At 38.2% G+C, this 18,508-nt stretch carries 18 protein-coding genes and 2 pseudogenes; 14 read left to right on the top strand and 6 right to left on the bottom strand.

Features of this window, described 5'->3' with window-relative positions:
• The first annotated feature begins 181 nt into the window (after positions 1-181).
• The 13 genes and pseudogenes from BMX26_RS02060 to BMX26_RS02000 form a co-directional block, all read left to right on the top strand.
• Complete coding sequence (locus BMX26_RS02060; protein ID WP_075529811.1) at positions 182-691, top strand: aminoacyl-tRNA deacylase; 510 nt, start codon at positions 182-184, stop codon at positions 689-691.
• Between the two features lie 2 nt (positions 692-693).
• The gene (locus BMX26_RS02055) at positions 694-1,548 is read left to right on the top strand and encodes a methyltransferase domain-containing protein (protein ID WP_075529810.1); all 855 of its coding nucleotides are present in this window, start codon (positions 694-696) and stop codon (positions 1,546-1,548) included.
• Positions 1,549-1,747: 199 nt separating this feature from the next.
• Entirely contained in the window at positions 1,748-2,260 is a 513-nt protein-coding gene (trmL, locus tag BMX26_RS02050) for a tRNA (uridine(34)/cytosine(34)/5-carboxymethylaminomethyluridine(34)-2'-O)-methyltransferase TrmL (protein ID WP_075529809.1), read from the top strand.
• 99 nt (positions 2,261-2,359) lie between these two features.
• Positions 2,360-4,663 (top strand): DNA translocase FtsK, encoded by a 2,304-nt coding sequence (locus BMX26_RS02045; RefSeq protein ID WP_075529808.1) that lies wholly within the window; start codon positions 2,360-2,362, stop codon positions 4,661-4,663.
• 76 nt (positions 4,664-4,739) lie between these two features.
• Entirely contained in the window at positions 4,740-6,005 is a 1,266-nt protein-coding gene (yfmF, locus tag BMX26_RS02040; protein WP_075529807.1) for an EF-P 5-aminopentanol modification-associated protein YfmF, read from the top strand.
• Positions 6,002-7,306 carry an EF-P 5-aminopentanol modification-associated protein YfmH gene (gene yfmH / locus BMX26_RS02035; protein ID WP_075529806.1) on the top strand — a complete coding sequence of 435 codons (1,305 nt, stop codon included), beginning with the start codon at positions 6,002-6,004 and terminating at the stop codon, positions 7,304-7,306. Before yfmF ends, yfmH begins: the two co-directional genes overlap by 4 nt.
• Positions 7,303-8,031 (top strand): elongation factor P 5-aminopentanone reductase, encoded by a 729-nt coding sequence (gene ymfI / locus BMX26_RS02030; protein ID WP_075529805.1) that lies wholly within the window; start codon positions 7,303-7,305, stop codon positions 8,029-8,031. The genes yfmH and ymfI overlap by 4 nt, the downstream gene beginning before the upstream one ends.
• Before the next feature lie 109 nt (positions 8,032-8,140).
• Positions 8,141-9,025: a helix-turn-helix domain-containing protein gene (locus tag BMX26_RS02025; protein ID WP_075529804.1), complete on the top strand. Its 885-nt coding sequence runs from the start codon at positions 8,141-8,143 to the stop codon at positions 9,023-9,025.
• Positions 9,026-9,088: 63 nt separating this feature from the next.
• The gene (pgsA, locus tag BMX26_RS02020; protein ID WP_075529803.1) at positions 9,089-9,676 is read left to right on the top strand and encodes a CDP-diacylglycerol--glycerol-3-phosphate 3-phosphatidyltransferase; all 588 of its coding nucleotides are present in this window, start codon (positions 9,089-9,091) and stop codon (positions 9,674-9,676) included.
• 80 nt (positions 9,677-9,756) lie between these two features.
• On the top strand, positions 9,757-11,004 hold the full coding sequence (locus BMX26_RS02015) for a competence/damage-inducible protein A (protein ID WP_075529802.1): 1,248 nt from the start codon (positions 9,757-9,759) through the stop codon (positions 11,002-11,004).
• 85 nt (positions 11,005-11,089) lie between these two features.
• Positions 11,090-12,172, top strand: a complete 1,083-nt coding sequence (gene recA, locus BMX26_RS02010) for a recombinase RecA (RefSeq protein WP_075529801.1) — start codon at positions 11,090-11,092, stop codon at positions 12,170-12,172.
• Between the two features lie 194 nt (positions 12,173-12,366).
• Positions 12,367-13,938, top strand: a complete 1,572-nt coding sequence (gene rny, locus BMX26_RS02005; protein WP_075529800.1) for a ribonuclease Y — start codon at positions 12,367-12,369, stop codon at positions 13,936-13,938.
• A 79-nt stretch (positions 13,939-14,017) separates the two neighbouring features.
• Positions 14,018-14,200 (top strand): annotated as a pseudogene (locus BMX26_RS02000) (hypothetical protein); the annotation flags it as partial.
• 224 nt (positions 14,201-14,424) lie between these two features.
• Here the strand turns inward: BMX26_RS02000 and BMX26_RS01995 are convergent.
• Positions 14,425-14,790: a DUF1304 domain-containing protein gene (locus BMX26_RS01995; RefSeq protein WP_075529799.1), complete on the bottom strand. Its 366-nt coding sequence runs from the start codon at positions 14,788-14,790 to the stop codon at positions 14,425-14,427.
• A 122-nt stretch (positions 14,791-14,912) separates the two neighbouring features.
• Between BMX26_RS01995 and BMX26_RS09575 the strand changes: the two genes are divergently transcribed.
• Positions 14,913-15,089, top strand: coding sequence for a hypothetical protein (locus tag BMX26_RS09575; RefSeq protein WP_180366044.1), 177 nt, complete (start codon positions 14,913-14,915; stop codon positions 15,087-15,089).
• A 79-nt stretch (positions 15,090-15,168) separates the two neighbouring features.
• Here BMX26_RS09575 and BMX26_RS01990 read toward each other — a convergent pair.
• The 5 genes and pseudogenes from BMX26_RS01990 to BMX26_RS01970 all read right to left on the bottom strand — a co-directional run.
• A pseudogene (locus BMX26_RS01990) lies at positions 15,169-15,309 on the bottom strand (DUF975 family protein); the annotation flags it as partial.
• Between the two features lie 178 nt (positions 15,310-15,487).
• On the bottom strand, positions 15,488-15,886 hold the full coding sequence (locus BMX26_RS01985; RefSeq protein ID WP_075529798.1) for a hypothetical protein: 399 nt from the start codon (positions 15,884-15,886) through the stop codon (positions 15,488-15,490).
• A gap of 469 nt (positions 15,887-16,355) precedes the next feature.
• Positions 16,356-17,003 (bottom strand): phosphatase PAP2 family protein, encoded by a 648-nt coding sequence (locus BMX26_RS01980; RefSeq protein ID WP_075529797.1) that lies wholly within the window; start codon positions 17,001-17,003, stop codon positions 16,356-16,358.
• On the bottom strand, positions 16,987-17,814 hold the full coding sequence (locus BMX26_RS01975; protein ID WP_225355179.1) for a phosphatidylserine decarboxylase: 828 nt from the start codon (positions 17,812-17,814) through the stop codon (positions 16,987-16,989). The genes BMX26_RS01980 and BMX26_RS01975 overlap by 17 nt, the downstream gene beginning before the upstream one ends.
• Entirely contained in the window at positions 17,807-18,397 is a 591-nt protein-coding gene (locus BMX26_RS01970) for a CDP-alcohol phosphatidyltransferase family protein (RefSeq protein ID WP_075529795.1), read from the bottom strand. Before BMX26_RS01970 ends, BMX26_RS01975 begins: the two co-directional genes overlap by 8 nt.
• Positions 18,398-18,508 lie beyond the last annotated feature (111 nt).

The following is an 18,508-nucleotide window of genomic DNA, read 5'->3' as shown; positions in this document are numbered from 1 at the left end:
ATTCTAAAATATGCTGCAATTCACACAGCAAGGCTAATATACTTTATTTTAGGTTAAAAGTCAACAATTAACGTTTATATACCTTTTAAAATTCGGCTTTTACTTTAAAGGTCTGTAGCGGACTGTTTAATTTTTTTAAGGCACATGCTAAAATAAGCTGTTAGAGAAATGAGGTTTAAAAATGGCAAAAAAAAAGAAACAAACAGAAAAAAAGACGAATGATGAAAGAATTTTAGATCAGCACCATATTGCTTATGAAGAAGTTTCCTTTGATTGGCTGGGCAAAGGCAAAGATGCTTTATTGGAAGCTGAAACTTTGGGGGTACCGTCTGAAAGTATTTTAAAAACGATTGTGATGCAGGCTAATAACGACAGTAAGGATTACGTGGTGGTCTGTTTGCCGTTGGAATATGAAATTGACTTAAAATTAGTGGCGCATGAATTAGGGAAAAAACAAGTTCATCTAGCTGACAATAAAAATTTAATCAATATTACCGGCTACATTCACGGAGCCAATACTCCGATTGGAATTAACATCCGTAAAGGTTTTCCGGTTTACTTTGATGAACGTATTAAAAAGTATGATTTGATTTCCGTTTCAGCCGGTAAAGTAGGGCGGTCGGTACGGTTGAAACGTGATGACTTAGTGAATTTGATAGCAGGCAAATATATTAAAGTTGAGGCCAAATAAGCATGAAAAAGATTGATCTTGGTACGCGCTTTTTAACGGAACATTTAAATATGTTTACTTGCCCTATTTGTCATGGAACATTTAGTCAAGTTAAAAATCATACCCTTTTATGTGCCAAAGGGCATGCCCTTGATGTCTCTAAACAGGGGACAATGTATTTTTTAACGCATAAAGTTGTCAGCGAATATGATAATGACCGGATGTGGCACGCACGGCGGATTTTAATTCAGCAAGGATTGTTCGATCCTATTTTAAAAGCGATCAATTCCGAAATGCCGGCTACCCCCGTCAGGCTTTTAGATATTGGCTGTGGTGAAGGAACACCCTTGCATCGGCTTGAAAATAGCCGGCAAAACGCTTTAGATACATATATTGGTTTTGATATTTCAAAGCGGGCCATTAGTTTGGCAACTCAGCAAGATACAAAAGCCTTTTTTTGTGTAGCTGATTTGTGCGATTTGCCTTTTGCAGGCCAAAGTTTTGACATTATTATGGATATTTTTTCACCTTCGGCCTATGAAGAATTTGAACGCGTTTTGAAACCGCATGGAAAATTGTTGAAAGTGATTCCTAACGAAAACTATCTAGGAGAGTTAAGAAGGTTGATTTATCCGGCTGATAGTCCTCATTATACGTATAGTAATCAAAAAGTCTTAAGCCGATTTAAAGAGCGCTATCCGCACGCTAAAATGCGGGAAATAGCCTATCAGATGCCTTTGTCAAAAGAGCTTTTTCAGCAATTATATTTGATGACACCGATGCACTGGGGAGCGGATTCTGAAAGCGAACAAAGCGCTTTAAATCAAGGATTAACAGCAATTTCGGTAGATGTGACGCTATTAATGATTGAAAAATAAATTTTTTATAAAAAATTACGAAAATCTATTGAAAAAAAGACTGAGCGATGGTATTATAATAATTAAGAAATCGGTTGTTAGCAGTTATCCAATCAGGTTAGCTGCTAGCTAATTGTGCTTCACTAACGTAACCGTTCGCCGTACCCACACCGAACGGTTACGCTTTTTTTATATCCAAATAAAAGAAAGGATTTTTAGTGTGTCAAATCATATTGTTTTATTTGAACCTTTGATGCCGGCCAATACCGGCAATATTGCCCGCACTTGTGCCGGTACGAATACCGAGCTGCATTTGATTAAACCATTAGGATTTTCTACTGATGATAAGTATATGAAAAGAGCTGGACTTGATTATTGGGACAAGGTCAAGATTACCTACCATGAAAATTTGCCGGAATTTTTAGCATCAATTCCTGAAAACGGGGAACTTTACATTGTTTCTAAATTTGCACCGCGGGATTACAGTGATGCTGATTATACTGATTTAACCAAAGAACATTACTTCCTTTTTGGCAAAGAAACTACCGGCTTGCCGGAAGTGTTTATGCGTAAATATGAACAAGATTGCATCCGTATTCCGCAAAACGACGCCAATATTCGTGCTTTGAACCTGTCCAATACAGCTGCTATCATTATCTACGAAGCTTTGCGGCAGCAGAATTTTCCAAAGTTAGATCGGGTGCATATTTACGAAAATGACAAATTAAAGTAATAAAAAAGCTAAGGTAACTTAGCTTTTTTTAGTCTAGGCTAACGAACGTATGTTAGGGATATGGTATAATGAAGCTAATTAATAAGGGAGGAAAAAACAATGGCACAAAAAAGGCGCCGCCAAAAAAAAGCTCAACGAAAGTATTTAACCCTATCACAGCGATCAGTTGGTGTAATCTACATGCTGCTAGCAATATTGGGCTTTTTTGTGTTAGGTTATTTAGGTGATCTATTAGCTAATGTTTTCCGACTATTAGTAGGTGACTTTTATAAGGGGTTATTTGCGGTCTTATTTGGCTTAGGTTTTTACCTTTTGCTAAAAGATCGGGGACCTAAGTTTAGTTCTAAGCGTTTATTAGGTTTTGGCCTTTTTTGGTGCGGCTTGTTAACGATGAGATCAGCGGTTTTCTTTTTCAAATTAGATTTGCATACGCATTTTATCGGCATAACCTGGCAATATTTAGCTAGTGATTTAATTTCCTCAAGTGTTGCGACACCCGTGGGCGGCGGCTTAGTCGGGGCAATTTTATACACGGGAACTTATTTTTTAGTATCCCAGCTAGGCAGTTATTTGCTGGCAGATATGATGTTATTTTGCGGCTTTTGTCTCTTTTTTGAAATTCCGCTGCAAACGTTGCTGGATGGTTTTGGCTGGGGGCTGGACCGAATTTTATTTTTAACAGCTAAAAGTAGTGTTTTTATAGGACGTGTACTTAAAAAAGTTTTACCGGCCGTGGTTTTGCAGGGTAAAAAGGCAAAAAAGCACGTCCAAAAATTTCGAAATGAATATTTAGAAGATAATGAAGAAAATGCCATTCAAGAATTTCCCGTTCGGCCCGTGGATGAAAATATTAAAACTGTTTTACCAAAAGAGGATAAAGTTTTACCAGAGCCGGTAGCTGATTTAAAACAATTCCAAGCAAAAGTTGAAAAGACGCCAGTTCCTGAAGAAGTTTTGCCAGATTATCAAACTAATGAAAATTATCAATTGCCTCCTCTAGATTTACTGTCAGATGGGCAAGATACAGATCAAAGTGATGAAAAGAAAGCTATTTTAAAAAATAAAGATATTTTGGTGCAAACGCTCGAAAGTTTCGGGGTGAAAGCTGAACTTAAAAATATCATTTTAGGTCCAGCTGTTACCCGCTATGAACTACATCCGGCCATTGGAGTGAAAGTGTCTAAAATCGTTAGCTTGGCTGATGACTTGGCTTTGGCGTTAGCAGCTAAGGATATCCGGATTGAAGCACCTATTCCCGGGAAATCTCTAATCGGGATTGAAGTCCCTAATAAAAATGTTGCCACGGTGGCTTATAAGACGATTATGACGGAATTTAAGCAGCAAAAGAAATCCAGTGGTGTGCTTGAAGTTCCTATAGGCCATGATATTGCTGGGGAATTAGCGACATGTGATTTGGCTAAGATGCCGCACCTTTTAATTGCTGGTTCAACCGGTTCAGGTAAATCAGTGGCTATTAATGTGATTATTACAAGTTTACTGATGAATTGCCGTCCGGAAATGGTGAAGTTAATGATGGTTGATCCCAAAAAGGTTGAATTAGGGATTTATAAAGATTTACCTCATTTATTAGTTCCGGTTATTACTGAACCTAAAAAAGCTGCTCGCTCATTGGAAAAAGTTGTGGCTCGTATGGAGCAGCGTTATGAAACTTTTGCCCAGTATGATGTACGCAATATCAAGGGGTACAATCAGCTGGTTTTGAAAAATAAGACGAAAGAAGCCCTGGATTTTATGCCATATATCGTAGTTGTTGTCGATGAATTAGCTGATTTGATGATGACGACGGGCGGTTCGGTGCAAGACCAGATTGTGAGAATTGCACAAATGGGCCGGGCTGCCGGAATTCATATGATTTTAGCAACGCAACGTCCTTCGGTTGATGTTATCACTGGGTTGATTAAAGCTAATGTGCCATCAAGAATGGCCTTTGCGGTTTCCAGCGGGACTGATTCTAGAACTATTTTAGATGGCAATGGGGCTGAAAAACTTTTGGGACGTGGTGATATGTTATTTATGCCGATTGGGCAAAATAAACCAACGCGGATTCAAGGTGCCTTTATTTCCGACCACGATGTGTCCGAAGTAGTACAGTTTGTGGCTAGTCAGCAAAAAGCTTCATTTGATACCGCTATGGAAGTCTCAGATGAAGAAGTGTCTGAGACGGACAAGAATGATGATGTTGATGAATTGTTTGATGATGTTGTAGCTTTTATTGCCCAGGAACAAAAATGCAGTATTTCGATGCTACAGCGTAAATTCAGCATTGGCTATAACAGGTCGGCCCGTATTGTGGACGAACTGGAGATGCGGGGGATGGTTGGTAAGCAGGAAGGAGCTAAACCACGTAAAGTTTATTTACCCGCCCCTGAAAATCAGGAATAATAGCGACTCCTTGTTTTTTAGTTGAATTTACTATAAAATTGGAAGTAATGTCAATATTTCAAAGGAGGGTCTGTTTTTGCAAAAAAGCATAACAGATGGGGTGGAATTAATTTTAATTCCAACTCAGCAATTCAAGACCAACCGCATTATGATTTCGTTTATGACAGAGCTTTCTGATGCAAAACAGCTCAGCGTGCGGACTTTACTGTCTAATGTATTAGAAACCAGTTCACGCAAATATAATACACAGCGCAAGACAGCTTTAGCCTTATCGGAAATGTACGGAGCTGGTTTTGGAACGACGGTTAGCCGCCATGGTAATTTGCATTTGTTAAACTTCATCTTCAATTGCATAGATGATAAGTTTTTGACAGAAAAAGTGGACCTGGTTGATTTAGGTTTTGAATTTTTAAAAGAAATGATTTTAGATCCTTTAGCTGAAAATGGATCGTTTGATAATGATACTTTTAAACGGCAGCAGCAAAATCTAGTTGCTTATGTTAATTCAATCAAAGACAATAAGCAAAGCTATGCTGCTATGAAGCTGCAAGAGCATTATTTTGATGCTCCAGAACAAAAAACACCTATTTATGGGACGTCAGCTGCTATTGAGACGATTACACCGCAAGAATTATATCAAGCATATTTAACAATGCTCACCCATGACCGCATTCAAATTGTGGTATCAGGGGATATTGATTTTGACAAGGTTGAAAATCAAGTTAGAAACTTCAATTTTTCACCGCGGGTTGGCTGTGAACTAAGTTTAAATATTTTGCAAGAACCTAAGGAAAAAAGCATTGAAGTGGTTGAACAGCAAGATTTAAACCAAAGCAAGCTTGACTTGGCTTATTATTTGCCGATTGCTTATCGCGCGCCGCTGCATTATGCTGCTTTAGTATTTAATGGCTTATTTGGCGGCTCGCCGCTCTCTAAGTTGTTTGTAAATGTCAGAGAAAAAGAGAGCTTGGCTTATTATGCCAGTTCTTCTTTTGACCCTTACCGTTTCTTTTTAATGGTCCAAACAGGTATTCAATCTGAAAATAAAGCACATGTTGTGGCTTTGATTCAACAGCAATTAACTGATCTTGCTCATGGGAACTTTACCTTAGATGAGATGGATAAAATTAAAGCCTCTTTGATTAATAATTTTGAAAGCCGGTTAGATAGCCAAATGACGGCAATTAACCGGGAACAAAATGACATTTTAACAAAAACACATGTATCAACACAGAATTGGATTGATGCAGTAAAAAATGTTACTAAAGAGCAGGTGCAAGAAGTGGCTTCTTTGGCTAAACTGCAGTGTGTTTATTTTCTTGATGGGGGCAAAACAAGATGAAAGAGATAACTTATCCTAGATATCATGAAGTTTTATACACGACCGTTTTGGATAATGGGTTAAGGGTTAATTTATTGCCTCGCAAAAATTTTCATAAGACATATGGCTTGTTGACGGTTAATTACGGCTCAATCGATAATACGTTCATGCCGTATGGACAAGATGAATTAATCAAAGTTCCTGATGGCATTGCGCATTTTTTAGAACATAAGATGTTTGAGAAAAAGGATTATGATGCCTTTGATTTATTTGGTAAATATGGGGCCAATTCCAATGCTTATACGAGTTTTACGCGTACCAGCTATCTTTTTTCAACAACGCGCAACATTGAGCAGTGCTTGAATACTTTACTTGATTTTGTACAGAAACCGTATTTTACTGACCAAACAGTGGCTAAAGAACAGGGGATTATTGGTCAAGAAATTAAAATGTATGACGATGATCCTGGTTGGAGACTTTATTTTGGTATGGTTGGGAATTTATACCCTAACAGTCCTTTAGCAGTGGATATTGCCGGCAGCGTGGAATCTATCAAAAAAATTACAGCACAAGATTTGTATATGTGCCATCGTACCTTTTACCAGCCAAGCAATATGAACTTGTTTGTAGTTGGAGGTTTTGAGCCTGAGGAGATGTTGTCAACTATTAGACAAAATCAAGCTAAGAAGCAATTTGAGCCTGCAATTCCTGTAACGAGAGCCACTTTTGAAAGTGATCTGGACGGACAAGATATTATTCCTTACCGCATGATTGAACTGGATGTGCAGCGTCCCGAAACTATCGTGGGGATTAAAGGCTTAGATGAGGTGCCAAAAGGACGGGCAGGACTTTTTTATAAACTTAAATTAGAAATGCTGATGTATCTTTTATATGATGAAACCACACCACAATATATGGAGCTTTATAATAAGGGTATTTTAGATGATAGTTTTGGCTATGATGTTTCTTTAGGCCGCGGGCACCATTTTGTCACGATTTCCGGTGATACTGATTCACCGCAAGATTTATCCAATGCCATTATCGAAATTGCTGAAAATGCCTTGAAGCTGCTTGAAGGCAAAGAAGAAGCGTTTGAATTGGCTAAAAAAGAATTTGTCGGACGTACTTTGGCATCCATGAATTCTTTGGAAACCATTGCTAATCGCTATGAAGGCAGTCTTTTTGATTATGCTACCCTTTTTGATGTGGTTCCTTTATATGAACAAATGACCTTAGATGATATTAAAGGCTTGGCAAAATCATTTATCAAATCAGAGGCGATGAGTGTCTATCAAATCTTGCCAAAGGAGGATGTGCAATGAATTGGGCAATAATTTTTGGAGCTTCGGGCGATATTGGCAGTCAAATTGCGCGTGATTTAGCCCAAAAAGGATGGTCGCTTTATTTGCATTATCATCAAAACCAAAAGCGGGTTGCCGCACTAATGTCAGAATTAAGTAGTACTTATCCGAAGCAGGATTTCTTAACTTTATCCTATGATTTGACAGATGATAGCCAGTTAGATAAATTGAGCGGCGCTATTTTCGGCAAGCTAAATGCGGTTGTTTTTGCACAAGGAACGACTTATTATGGCCTTTTTGCCGATTTAGATCCCCAAAATTTGGATACCATGGTTAAAATGCAGGTTTTAACCCCCTTAAAAATTGTACAAAAATTAGAAAATAAACTTGCTCAAGCTGAATTTGGCCGCGTTGTTTTTATCGGTTCGGTTTATGGCGGAGCGGGTTCAGCGATGGAAGTAGGTTATAGTACGGTGAAGGGGGCTTTAAGCGCTTTTGCCAGAGCTTATGCCAAAGAGGTTGCTTCACTTGGCATTACCGTTAATGTTGTAGCTCCGGGAGCGGTTGATACCGAAATGAATCAGATTTTTTCAGCGGATGAAAAAGCTGACGTTGAAGCTGAAATTCCTGTAGGCCGATTCAGTTTTCCAGCTGAAATCAGCTATTGGGTTTTATGCTTATTAGAACCTAGATCCAGTTATTTAACAGGTCAGACCCTGTATGCTACCGGTGGTTGGCTAAAATAAATGATTTCTTAGTATTTATTATTGAAAAACTATGATATACTTATTGTTGGAATTTTAGTTTTTCAATTATTTTCATAATATAAAGAAAAAGCAATGGAGAGATATTTCAATGACTGAGATAGGACAAACGTTAAAAGAAGCAAGAGAACAAAAGGGTTTAACCTTAGACGATTTGCAACAAACAACTAAGATTCAAAAGCGCTATTTGATTGCAATTGAATCCGAAAATTTTGATGCCTTACCAGGTAATTTTTATGTGCGGGCATTTATTAGCCAATATGCTAAAGCAGTCGGATTAAATGATGCGGAATTATTAGCACAATTAGATGAAGAAACTAATATTCAAATCGAAAATCCGGTTGAAAAAGAAGCGACAACACGTACCGAAGCTATGCGGATGGAACAAGCTGAAAAAAATGATTTTTTAAACAAATTAATCAATTATTTGCCAACAATTATCATCGTGGTAGTTGTGGTAGCTATTTTAGGTACCATCTATATTGTTTCATTTGGCAACCATTCTAAAAATGCGGCCAGTGATTCTTCCAGTCAAACGGTTTCGGTTTCTTCTGAATCGGAAAAGAAGACATCAAGCAGCCAAAAAGCTTCTTCAAAAAAGGCTTCTTCTGCTAAGGAAAGCTCAAAGAAAGCTTCCAGCAAGGCATCCAAACAAAAGATTGAAAGTGTATCTTCAGATGGATCAACCTTCACTTATAATGTAACAAATGCACCTTCAACCAATGAATTACAGTTAACTGTTGATGGCAGTGCCGCTTGGTCTGCTGTTTCTGCTAACGGTTCACAAGTTTGGCAAGGTACTTTGAATTCAGGCGAAAACCATACCGTATCTTTGCCTTCAGGAACAACTACGATTACAATTAACTTAGGTAATTCAAACTCAACTAGTTTGAAACTCAATGGCAAGACTTTCAATTATAAGAACGAAAATAGTACATTGACTGTTCGAACAATAACCCTTAATTTGGAACAATAAAGATAAAAGGCTGGGGGGAACTCGGCCTTTTTATGTGTTAAGCAAGAAATAGGAGTGATTTTTGTGAATTTACCTAATAAATTAACCATTATTAGAATTTTTTTGATACCTTTATTTATGTTGGTTTTGCTTTTACCTTTAGATTGGGGAAGTGTAACTGCTGCAGGTACAGCGATTCCGGTGACACAACTCATTGGAGCAATCATTTTTGCGGCCGCTTCGATTACGGATTTTGCTGATGGTCAAATTGCACGTAGACAGAAATTAGTTACTAATTTTGGTAAGTTTGCGGATCCTTTGGCTGATAAAATGCTGGTTATGACTGCTTTCATTATTTTAGTCCAAATGCATAAAGTGCCAGCATGGGTGGCAGCAATCATCGTTTGCCGTGAATTAGCCGTAACGGGTTTGCGGTTGATTGTTGTTGAAAATGACGGAGAAGTTATTGCGGCCAAATTGCCAGGCAAGATTAAGACTTTTACCCAGATGTTTTCAATTATTTTCCTATATTTGAATGATGTTTTCTTCATTAATATCCATTTTCCAATCGGTGAAATTTTGCTCTATATTTGCCTTTTCTTTACTGTATATTCTGGGATTGATTATTTTTGGAATAGTCGGGCTGTTTTTGAAGATTCATTCAGCAAGTAAGTTTAAAGGTCGCAATTTCACGCGGCCTTTTTTAAAATAAAAGTAAAAAAAATGCGTCTTTATAGATAGGTGGTTAAAAAATGCGAGCAGAAGTTATTTCAGTAGGAACTGAGATTTTACTGGGTCAAATTACCGATACTAATTCGACTTTTATCAGCCGGCGGTTAGCTGAATTGGGCATTGATGTTTATTTTAAGACAACAGTTGGTGATAACGAACAACGAATGCTAGAAGTTTTGGAGATTGCGGCTAAACGCAGTGACTTGATTATTATTTCAGGCGGGTTAGGGCCGACAGCGGATGATTTGACGAAGCAAACAGTAGCAAAATTTTTAGGACAAAAGCTGGCCCTTGACCAGGCAGCACTAGCTTCAATTACAGCTTACTACCAGGCTAATCACAAGGTTATGACTGAAAATAATAAAGTGCAGGCAATGTATTTGGAGGATTCAGAAGCCATTCCCAATCATGCTGGGATGGCAGTTGGTAATTTTTATTCTAATCCCAATGGTCCGGATTATATTCTGCTTCCTGGTCCGCCAAGTGAGATGCGCCCAATGTTTACTGATGAAATTATGCCCCGCTTAAAGCAAAGAGTTGATCATTTGCTGTTTTCAAGGGTATTGCGTTTTTATGGCATTGGCGAATCACAATTAGTAACTGATTTGCATGACTTAATTGAAGAGCAAACCAATCCTACTTTAGCTCCTTATGCCAAAGTAGGTGAAGTAACTTTAAGATTGACGGCTCAAGCCAAAACAAAGGACCAAGCGGACAACTTATTAGATACCTTAGAAGTCAAAATCAAAGCGCGTGTTGGCCAATATTTTTATGGCTACGGCGATGACAACAGTTTAGCTGAAGTGGTAGTTTCAAAGCTCAAAGAGCAGCATAAAAAAGTAGCTGCTTCGGAAAGTTTGACTGGTGGCTTATTTCAAGCAACGATTACCTCAATTTCCGGTGCTTCTAATGTTTTTGATGGCGGTTTTGTGACTTATGCGGCTCAAGCTAAAGCCTCACTTTTGCACATTCCGCAAGACATTATTGCTGATAATGGTGTTGTCAGCGAAATAACTGCTCAATGGATGGCTAAGCAGACTTTAAAACTGATGAATACTGATTTTGCCCTGTCCTTTACGGGCGTTGCTGGGCCAGATAGTTTAGAAGGAAATCCGGCTGGAACCGTGTGGATTGGCTTAGCACAAAAAGACGGTTCGGTAAGTACTAAATTATGCCATTTTTATGGTGATAGAGCTGAAATTCGCACCAAAACGGTTTTAGAGGGGCTGAATTTATTAAACCAGGCCTTAAATAAAGGCAAACTTTAGTTCGCAAAATACTTGCTTTTTAGTTTGAAAGCAAGTATCATATATCTATGGAAAACAAATGTTCAGGTTATAAGGAGGACATCAAGTGAGCGACGATAGAAAAGCAGCGCTTGACAATGCGCTTAAAAAGATTGAAAAAAGTTTTGGCAAAGGCTCAATCATGCGAATGGGCGACAAGGCTGATACACGTATTTCTACAGTTCCAACAGGCTCTTTGGCTTTAGATGAAGCTTTAGGGGTTGGTGGTTATCCCCGTGGAAGAATTGTTGAAATTTACGGTCCTGAAAGTTCAGGTAAGACAACCGTTGCTTTACACGCTGTAGCTGAAGTGCAAAAGCGTGGTGGTACAGCTGCTTATATCGATGCTGAAAATGCGTTGGATCCAGCTTATGCACAAGCCTTAGGGGTTAATATTGATGAATTGCTGTTATCTCAACCGGATACAGGGGAACAAGGCTTGGAAATTTGTGATGCTTTAGTATCTTCAGGCGCAATTGATATTGTTGTTGTCGATTCAGTGGCTGCTTTGGTTCCGCGGGCAGAAATTGAAGGCGAAATGGGCGATACCCACGTTGGTTTGCAAGCACGTTTGATGTCACAAGCCTTGCGCAAATTATCGGGGACAATCAATAAAACGAAGACGATTGCTTTATTCATCAACCAAATTCGTGAAAAAGTTGGCGTTATGTTTGGCAACCCTGAAACAACTCCTGGTGGCCGGGCTCTTAAATTCTATTCTACGATTCGCTTAGAAGTTAGAAGAGCTGAACAGATTAAGGACGGGTCTAATATTATTGGTAACCGTGTCCGTATTAAAGTGGTTAAAAACAAGGTTGCGCCGCCATTTAAGACAGCCGAAGTTGATATCATGTACGGTGAAGGTGTTTCTAAGACCGGCGAATTAATTGATATGGCTGTTGATAAAGAAATTATCAATAAGAGCGGTTCTTGGTTCTCATATGGTGAAGAACGGATTGGCCAAGGCCGGGAAAATGCCAAGAAGTACATGAAAGAGCATCCTGATGTCATGGCTGCAGTGACGCAAAAAGTTCGCAAAGCTTACGGTATTGCTGATACTGAAGATGAACAGCTGGAATTGTTGGATGATAAGAAAAACAAGCAGCCAGCTAAAGAAAATGATAAAGCTGTTAAGAATGCAGCTAAATAATAAAAAGGCAGTAGCGCTACTGCCTTTTTATTATAAAGGCTAACTGTTTTACAATTCTTTATATAGAACTTTTTTAACTAGGCTAAGCTTATAATCATTGACATCTGATATCAAAAAACCTTAAAATATTAAGTGTGTGAAAAAACAATTAACATCTTAAAACACAATTTTATAAACGATATGGAGGATGCGAAATGAGTACAACATTTATAATTAGCGTTCTCGTAATCGCCATTGTAACATTAGTGCTTGGATTTTTCGTTGGTATTTTATACCGCAAAAATAGCTATGAAAAGACCTTAGATGCTGCTTCGCGGACAGCTGAAGGTATTTTGGCTACTGCTAAAAAAGAAGCAGCTGCCCAAAAGAAGGAGGCTATTCTTGAGGCTAAAGATGAAAGTCAACGATATCGTAGTGAAGTTGAAGATGAGTTGAAGGAACGACGCTCTGAAGTGCAAAAACAAGAAAATCGTTTGTTAGCGCGTGAAGAGAACATCGATCGTAAAGATACAGCTCTCGAAAAACGGGAACATACGATTGAACGTCGCGAAAAACAACTTGACTTTAATCAACAACAATTAGAAACTAAGCGCGCCAATATTTCTTCACTTGAAAAAAAGCAAGAAGAAAAGCTAGAAGAGATTGCTGCTTTGACACGGGAGCAGGCTAAAGCTTTAATTTTGAAAGAAACTAAAACAAGCTTAGATCGTGAATTGGCTGTAATGATTAAAAATAGCGAAGAGGAAGCTAAAGCCCAAGCGGACCGTACAGCTAAGGATTTGATTGCTCAGGCAATTCAGCGCAGTGCAGCTGATATGGTTTCCGAAACGACGGTTTCAGTTGTTAGCTTGCCTAATGATGAGATGAAAGGTCGAATTATCGGGCGAGAAGGTCGCAATATTCGGACGCTTGAAACGTTAACAGGGATTGATTTAATCATTGATGATACGCCTGAAGCAGTCGTTTTGAGTGGCTTTGATCCGGTACGGCGGGAGATTGCCAAGATGGCACTTGAAAAATTAATTCAAGATGGTCGGATTCATCCTGCCAGAATTGAAGAAATGGTCGAAAAGGCTACACGGGAGATGGATACCAAAATTAGAGAAAAAGGTGAAGAAACCATCTTTGATTTGGGCATTCATTCAATGCAGCCAGACATGATTAAGACCGTTGGACGACTTAATTATCGGACTAGCTATGGCCAAAATGTGCTGGAACATTCGATTGAAGTCGCTAAGATTGCAGGTGTACTTGCTGCTGAATTAGGTGAAGATGTTACATTAGCGAAACGCGCAGGACTATTGCATGATATTGGCAAGGCAGTGGATCATGAAGTTGATGGATCCCATGTTGAAATTGGGGTTGAATTGGCCAAAAAGTATCATGAAAATGAATTGGTTGTCAATACTATTGCATCACATCACGGCGATGTGGAAGCTAAGTCAGTAATTGCTGTCTTAGTAGCAGCTGCTGACGCTGTTTCAGCAGCTCGTCCAGGGGCTCGGAGCGAATCCTTGGAAAATTATATCCATCGTTTGGAAAAATTAGAAAATATTTCTAATGAATTCGAAGGTGTCAAGAAGAGCTATGCTATTCAGGCTGGTCGAGAAGTCAGAGTTATTGTACAACCCGAAAAAATTGATGACAATGGCGCTGCCGTTTTGGCACGGGATATTAAAAATAAAATTGAAACAGAACTGGAATATCCAGGACATATTAAAGTTACGGTTATTCGTGAAACACGGGCGATTGAATATGCCAAATAAGACAGTTAGCAGCCAAAAGGCTGCTAACTGTTTTTTTATGCCCTGGGAAATATAAAAAACGAAAAATGTTCAAATTAGGCTGGAAGGATTGGAAAGTATTTCTGCTTCAACTCAGGAAAATGCCGCTGGGACCCAGGAAGTTTCTGCTAACTCTGAAGAAGTTTTGGCAACGATGGATGAATTTGGTCAACATGTTGGCGATTTGCATGATATTGCTAATAATTTGAAGCATAATACTGACCGTTTTGAAGTCGAAGAATAATATCTGCTAGTTTAAAATAAAAGCTTGAGTTAAGCTATGCTGAAAAATAAGACCCCGTTATGTTGGCGGGGTCTTATTTTTTATATTTAATTTATATGCGTATGATATTTATTAAGGTATGATACGGTCTAGCACAGCAGCGCTATTTTGAGTATCCTTTAAAGAGCTTTGGCATCGCCGGTGGCTGCTTTGGCTTGTACAAAGGGTGAGGAGCAATGGTTGTTTTAAAGGCACCAAAATATCAAAGCGATGATAGCGGGTGTCCCTTGTAAGAAGAGGACGGAGATGTTTTTAGTGGATAGCCAGCCGTAAATAGCAGCGATGGTCACAAAGACTAAAAACATCGCAGTAGCCATAAATTGAGCAGAAGCAGGCAAGATGTATAAAGACATCATAAGTCCAGCCCCTAAAAAACCATTGTATAAACCTTGGTTGGCCATCGCCACGCGTGCTTGGGTTTGCTTAACATAGTTTATATCCATTTTAAAGGTTTGGGCCAGCTTTTCATTTGAACCAAACATTTCTAAACCCATGATGTAAAAGGCTTCTAGTGCTACAATAAATGCGAAAATTAAACCAATCTTATGCATGAAAATCGCCTCCTAAATATATCTTAGCAAGCTTAAAAAAATAAGTAAACAACAACGCACTGTTGTTGTTTACTTATTTGGAGCGTCTTACGATTGTATTTAATAGCAAAATCTAACTTGGTATGACCCAAGAAGAATTGGCAGAAGTCTTAGAAGTCTCACACCAAACCATTATTTCACTTGCAAAAGGCCAATTTATTGTGGTTGGAGCAGCGCCTACCGTCTTAAAGGTTGAAAAAAATGTGAGAGCTGCGGGCGTATCCCGTAAAAATATTCATGATGAACGGTTGACGATATAAGTTTTTATAAAATAAGCGCCCCTCTAAAAGAGGGGCGCTTTGACAAAAATAGACTATATAAATATTATACTTTAGCTTGTTACGGTTCGTTCATTGTCTTGACCAAGTTTCGATAGTATAGAGCATTGGTAGTTTGGATATAGGGATAAACCCAAATTAAGGCAATACCACAAGTCATGATAACTAATAAATACCAGCCAATAAAACTTAATTGTAAGCAAAAATATTCCCATTATGTCCATGCATTAGTCTTTGACTTTGAGTAATAACGTCTATAATTGAGATGGCTTGTCTTTTTTATTAAATCTTTCACGATAAATAGCGTTTGAGAATAAGTTAAACCCTTTATAATAGCAGAAACTAAGAACAACAAGGCACACAGTGTAAGGAGAATCCCCTTAACGATAGCAAGCAGCATAATTTTTACGATATATTTTAGCATAAGAATAGCATTTTTTTTGATAACTGGTAAAGATACCAAGTCCTTTGCTTGTTTGGATGGTTTCTTGTAAATTTTTGTGATATGTCAAATCTAGACAATTAAAAGTGACGATTTTAAGTGCCAAAGATAAGATAATGCCTGTAAGAATATTTACAATCAATAGCGAGCTTAAGAACATAAAAAATTGCAACTCTATCTTTGCGTCAATTAAAAATATCCAAGAATTATAATAGTCCCAAATATGAAAACAAAAAAGATAAAGAGCAACTGGAAAATATAAATTCACTGCTTTTGCTTTAAATGTGCTTTGATTAAGGATTTGGCTTGCTTTTCTTTTTAATTTTGAATTGGTCATATCACGGCCCTTTTTGTTAAATATATCAGCATAAACGAAATAAAGGTGATTAATATAATCTTTTAGCAATTGCTTGATAACAAGATAATTAAGTCATATTGCTGCAAATATTTACCAATATGATATACTTTTTTACTTGCTAGATAATCTATCTGCAAAGAAATTAGCCCAGTATGGTTCTTCTTTTTTGAAAATGGCAATTTGGTCTGGGGTAAATTTGTCCGGAAAATCTTGCCACAAGTTGAGAATGGTTTTCTGATCAAAACTAATCTCAAGCGGGCCTTTTTCCAGCAGAAGCAGGTCACCATCTGCGACTTATCCGCGTGTGACCCACCAAATTTTACTGTTGTTATACTTTTTTTCGAAAAATATTTTACTTGGCATATCCACTTTCTCCTCTATATTATTCTTTAATTTTTGATATTAATAACCCCATAAGCTAGCTATGTTCCAACTTATGGGGTTGCTTTTATTTAATCCAATTGACTAAAGGCTTGAGTGGGGTAAATTTTTGGGCAATAAAATAGCAACTTTCCGCCAAGAAAATACCAGCTAAAACGTCGATAATAACGTGTTGCTTGGTGGTTAGAGTTGAAAGGCAGATTAAGATAGCAATCATAAGCGAAACTATTTTCCACCAGCGCGGGATATGGTCTAATTTGCGAACACCAATAAAGCATAGCCAGCTGATCAGGCAATGGATTGAAGGCAGCAAGTTGTCCGCAGCATCGGTTTGATACAGCCAAAGCATAAGGTGCGAAAAAAAGTCGGTTCCTGTGATTTCAGGCCGGATATTAGTAGTTGGCAGGCATAAATAAAAAATGAGACAGACCGTTTTACCCAGAATGTCAGCGCTGGTAAATTGAGCAACTTTTGCTTTCGTAGTTTGACAACTTAAAATATAATTGACAATCCAAAAAAGATAACAGCCTAAATAAATAACTACCGTCCAAGGTACAAGCGGAATCATGTCATCAAAGCGACTCGTCAAATTATAATGGTAGAGCCCTGTCGAAAAGAAGCGACTGCCGAAGTAAACGGCCATATTCCAAACAACAACTGTAATTAAAGGTAAAATGGCATATTTAGGTAGCAATTTTTTAAGCGTTAAGGGCATCGGCAATCCAATCTCCTTGTCTTACTTTAACTTCGGTTTTAAAAGCGGGCTGATATTTAGCAGTTAATTTAACTTGATCTTTTTCCAGCAAAAGGACAATAGTTGAACCGTGTAACTCGAAGCGGCCCATTTCTTCTCCCTTGATAAAATGCCCTGTCTGATGGTTGTTTTTGATGCCACCAACGAGTAAAGCACCAATCTCGGTTTGAACAATCAGGCCAAAGTGTTTGGTTTCCAACAAGGTCCATAAGCGCCGGTTCTTGATGAAGACGGGTGCTTGTTCTAAGGCTAGAGGCTGCACACTATGCAAGACACCTTCTAAAAAATGGTCTTGGTGTTTAAAACAATCATCAACATAGCAGTAACGGTGGTAATCCGATGCTTCTAAGCGAAAAACGAGGCACAGACCATTTTTAAACTTTTGAGCTAAGGTGGTATCGTCTAAAAAGTCGCTGACACGGTAGCTTGAATTTTTGATTTTAAAGACAGACTGCTGATCGAGCTGATAAGCTGAAAGAAAACTGTCGCAAGGAGCAATAAAATGCTTGGGATTAGTATCAAAAGTTTGATATTGTGCTAACCTTTGGCGACTGAAAAATTCAGCATAAGAATGGTAATTAACATGGCCGTATTCTGTCATGTCAAGCTGGTTTTGCTTAATAAAAGCTGGGATGATTTTCTTAGAAGCTGGTGATTTAACGTAAAGTTCAGCAGCTTTTAAAGCTTTGGAGTGTAAAAGACCCTTTAAAAAGAGACGACCTGAAACAGTCGTATAAAGCCAGGAAACAAAATGATTTTGCGAATTAGGCATGTTTTTCATCCTTTTCTTTTTGGCGATGCAGCGAAAAGTTCAGCTTAGGCACTTTAATTGGTGCTACAAAAGCAATAGCCAAGATAGCTAAAAGAAGAGTTGCAATAATAATAGCTTGATACAAAGAAGTTATTAAACAGATAACGGGATAGACAAATGCACTGACTGTTACAGGCAAACCAGTATAATATTTGCGGTCAGTACTGGTTTGATCTTGGCGGACTTCTTCGTCAACATTAAACCAGCTTAAGCGAATAATAGCTGCTAAAACATATAAAGCACACACAGCTAAGGTAAGGTGGTTGTGTGGACCGCCTAAACGGTAAGTAATGGTTGCGGGTAAGACACCAAAGCAAACGACGTCAGATAAGGAGTCAAGTTGAATGCCAAAGCGTTTTTCATGGTGAGTACGTTTTTTAGTGCGTGCAATTTTGCCGTCAAAAGTATCACAGATGCCAGAAATTAATAAACATATGCAAGCTGCAAAAATATTGCCGTCAACAGCATAGCTAATGCCACCAAATGAAATTAGCATGCTTAAGTAAGTTAACATAACGGCGTAATTGTAATATCCGATAAACATAGTAACCCCCATAATAAAATAGTTTTAACTCCTTAATTTTACACCATTATGCGTATTTTTAAAGTAGATTTTTCTGAAATATCCTTAAAAAAGGCGGGACTTAGTGGTGTT

This window comes from Ligilactobacillus sp. WC1T17 (assembly GCA_900110005.1).
Lineage (GTDB): Bacteria > Bacillota > Bacilli > Lactobacillales > Lactobacillaceae > Ligilactobacillus > Ligilactobacillus ruminis_A.
Note: the sequence above shows the minus strand (reverse complement) of the source record. Positions and strands in the feature narration are given on the sequence as shown.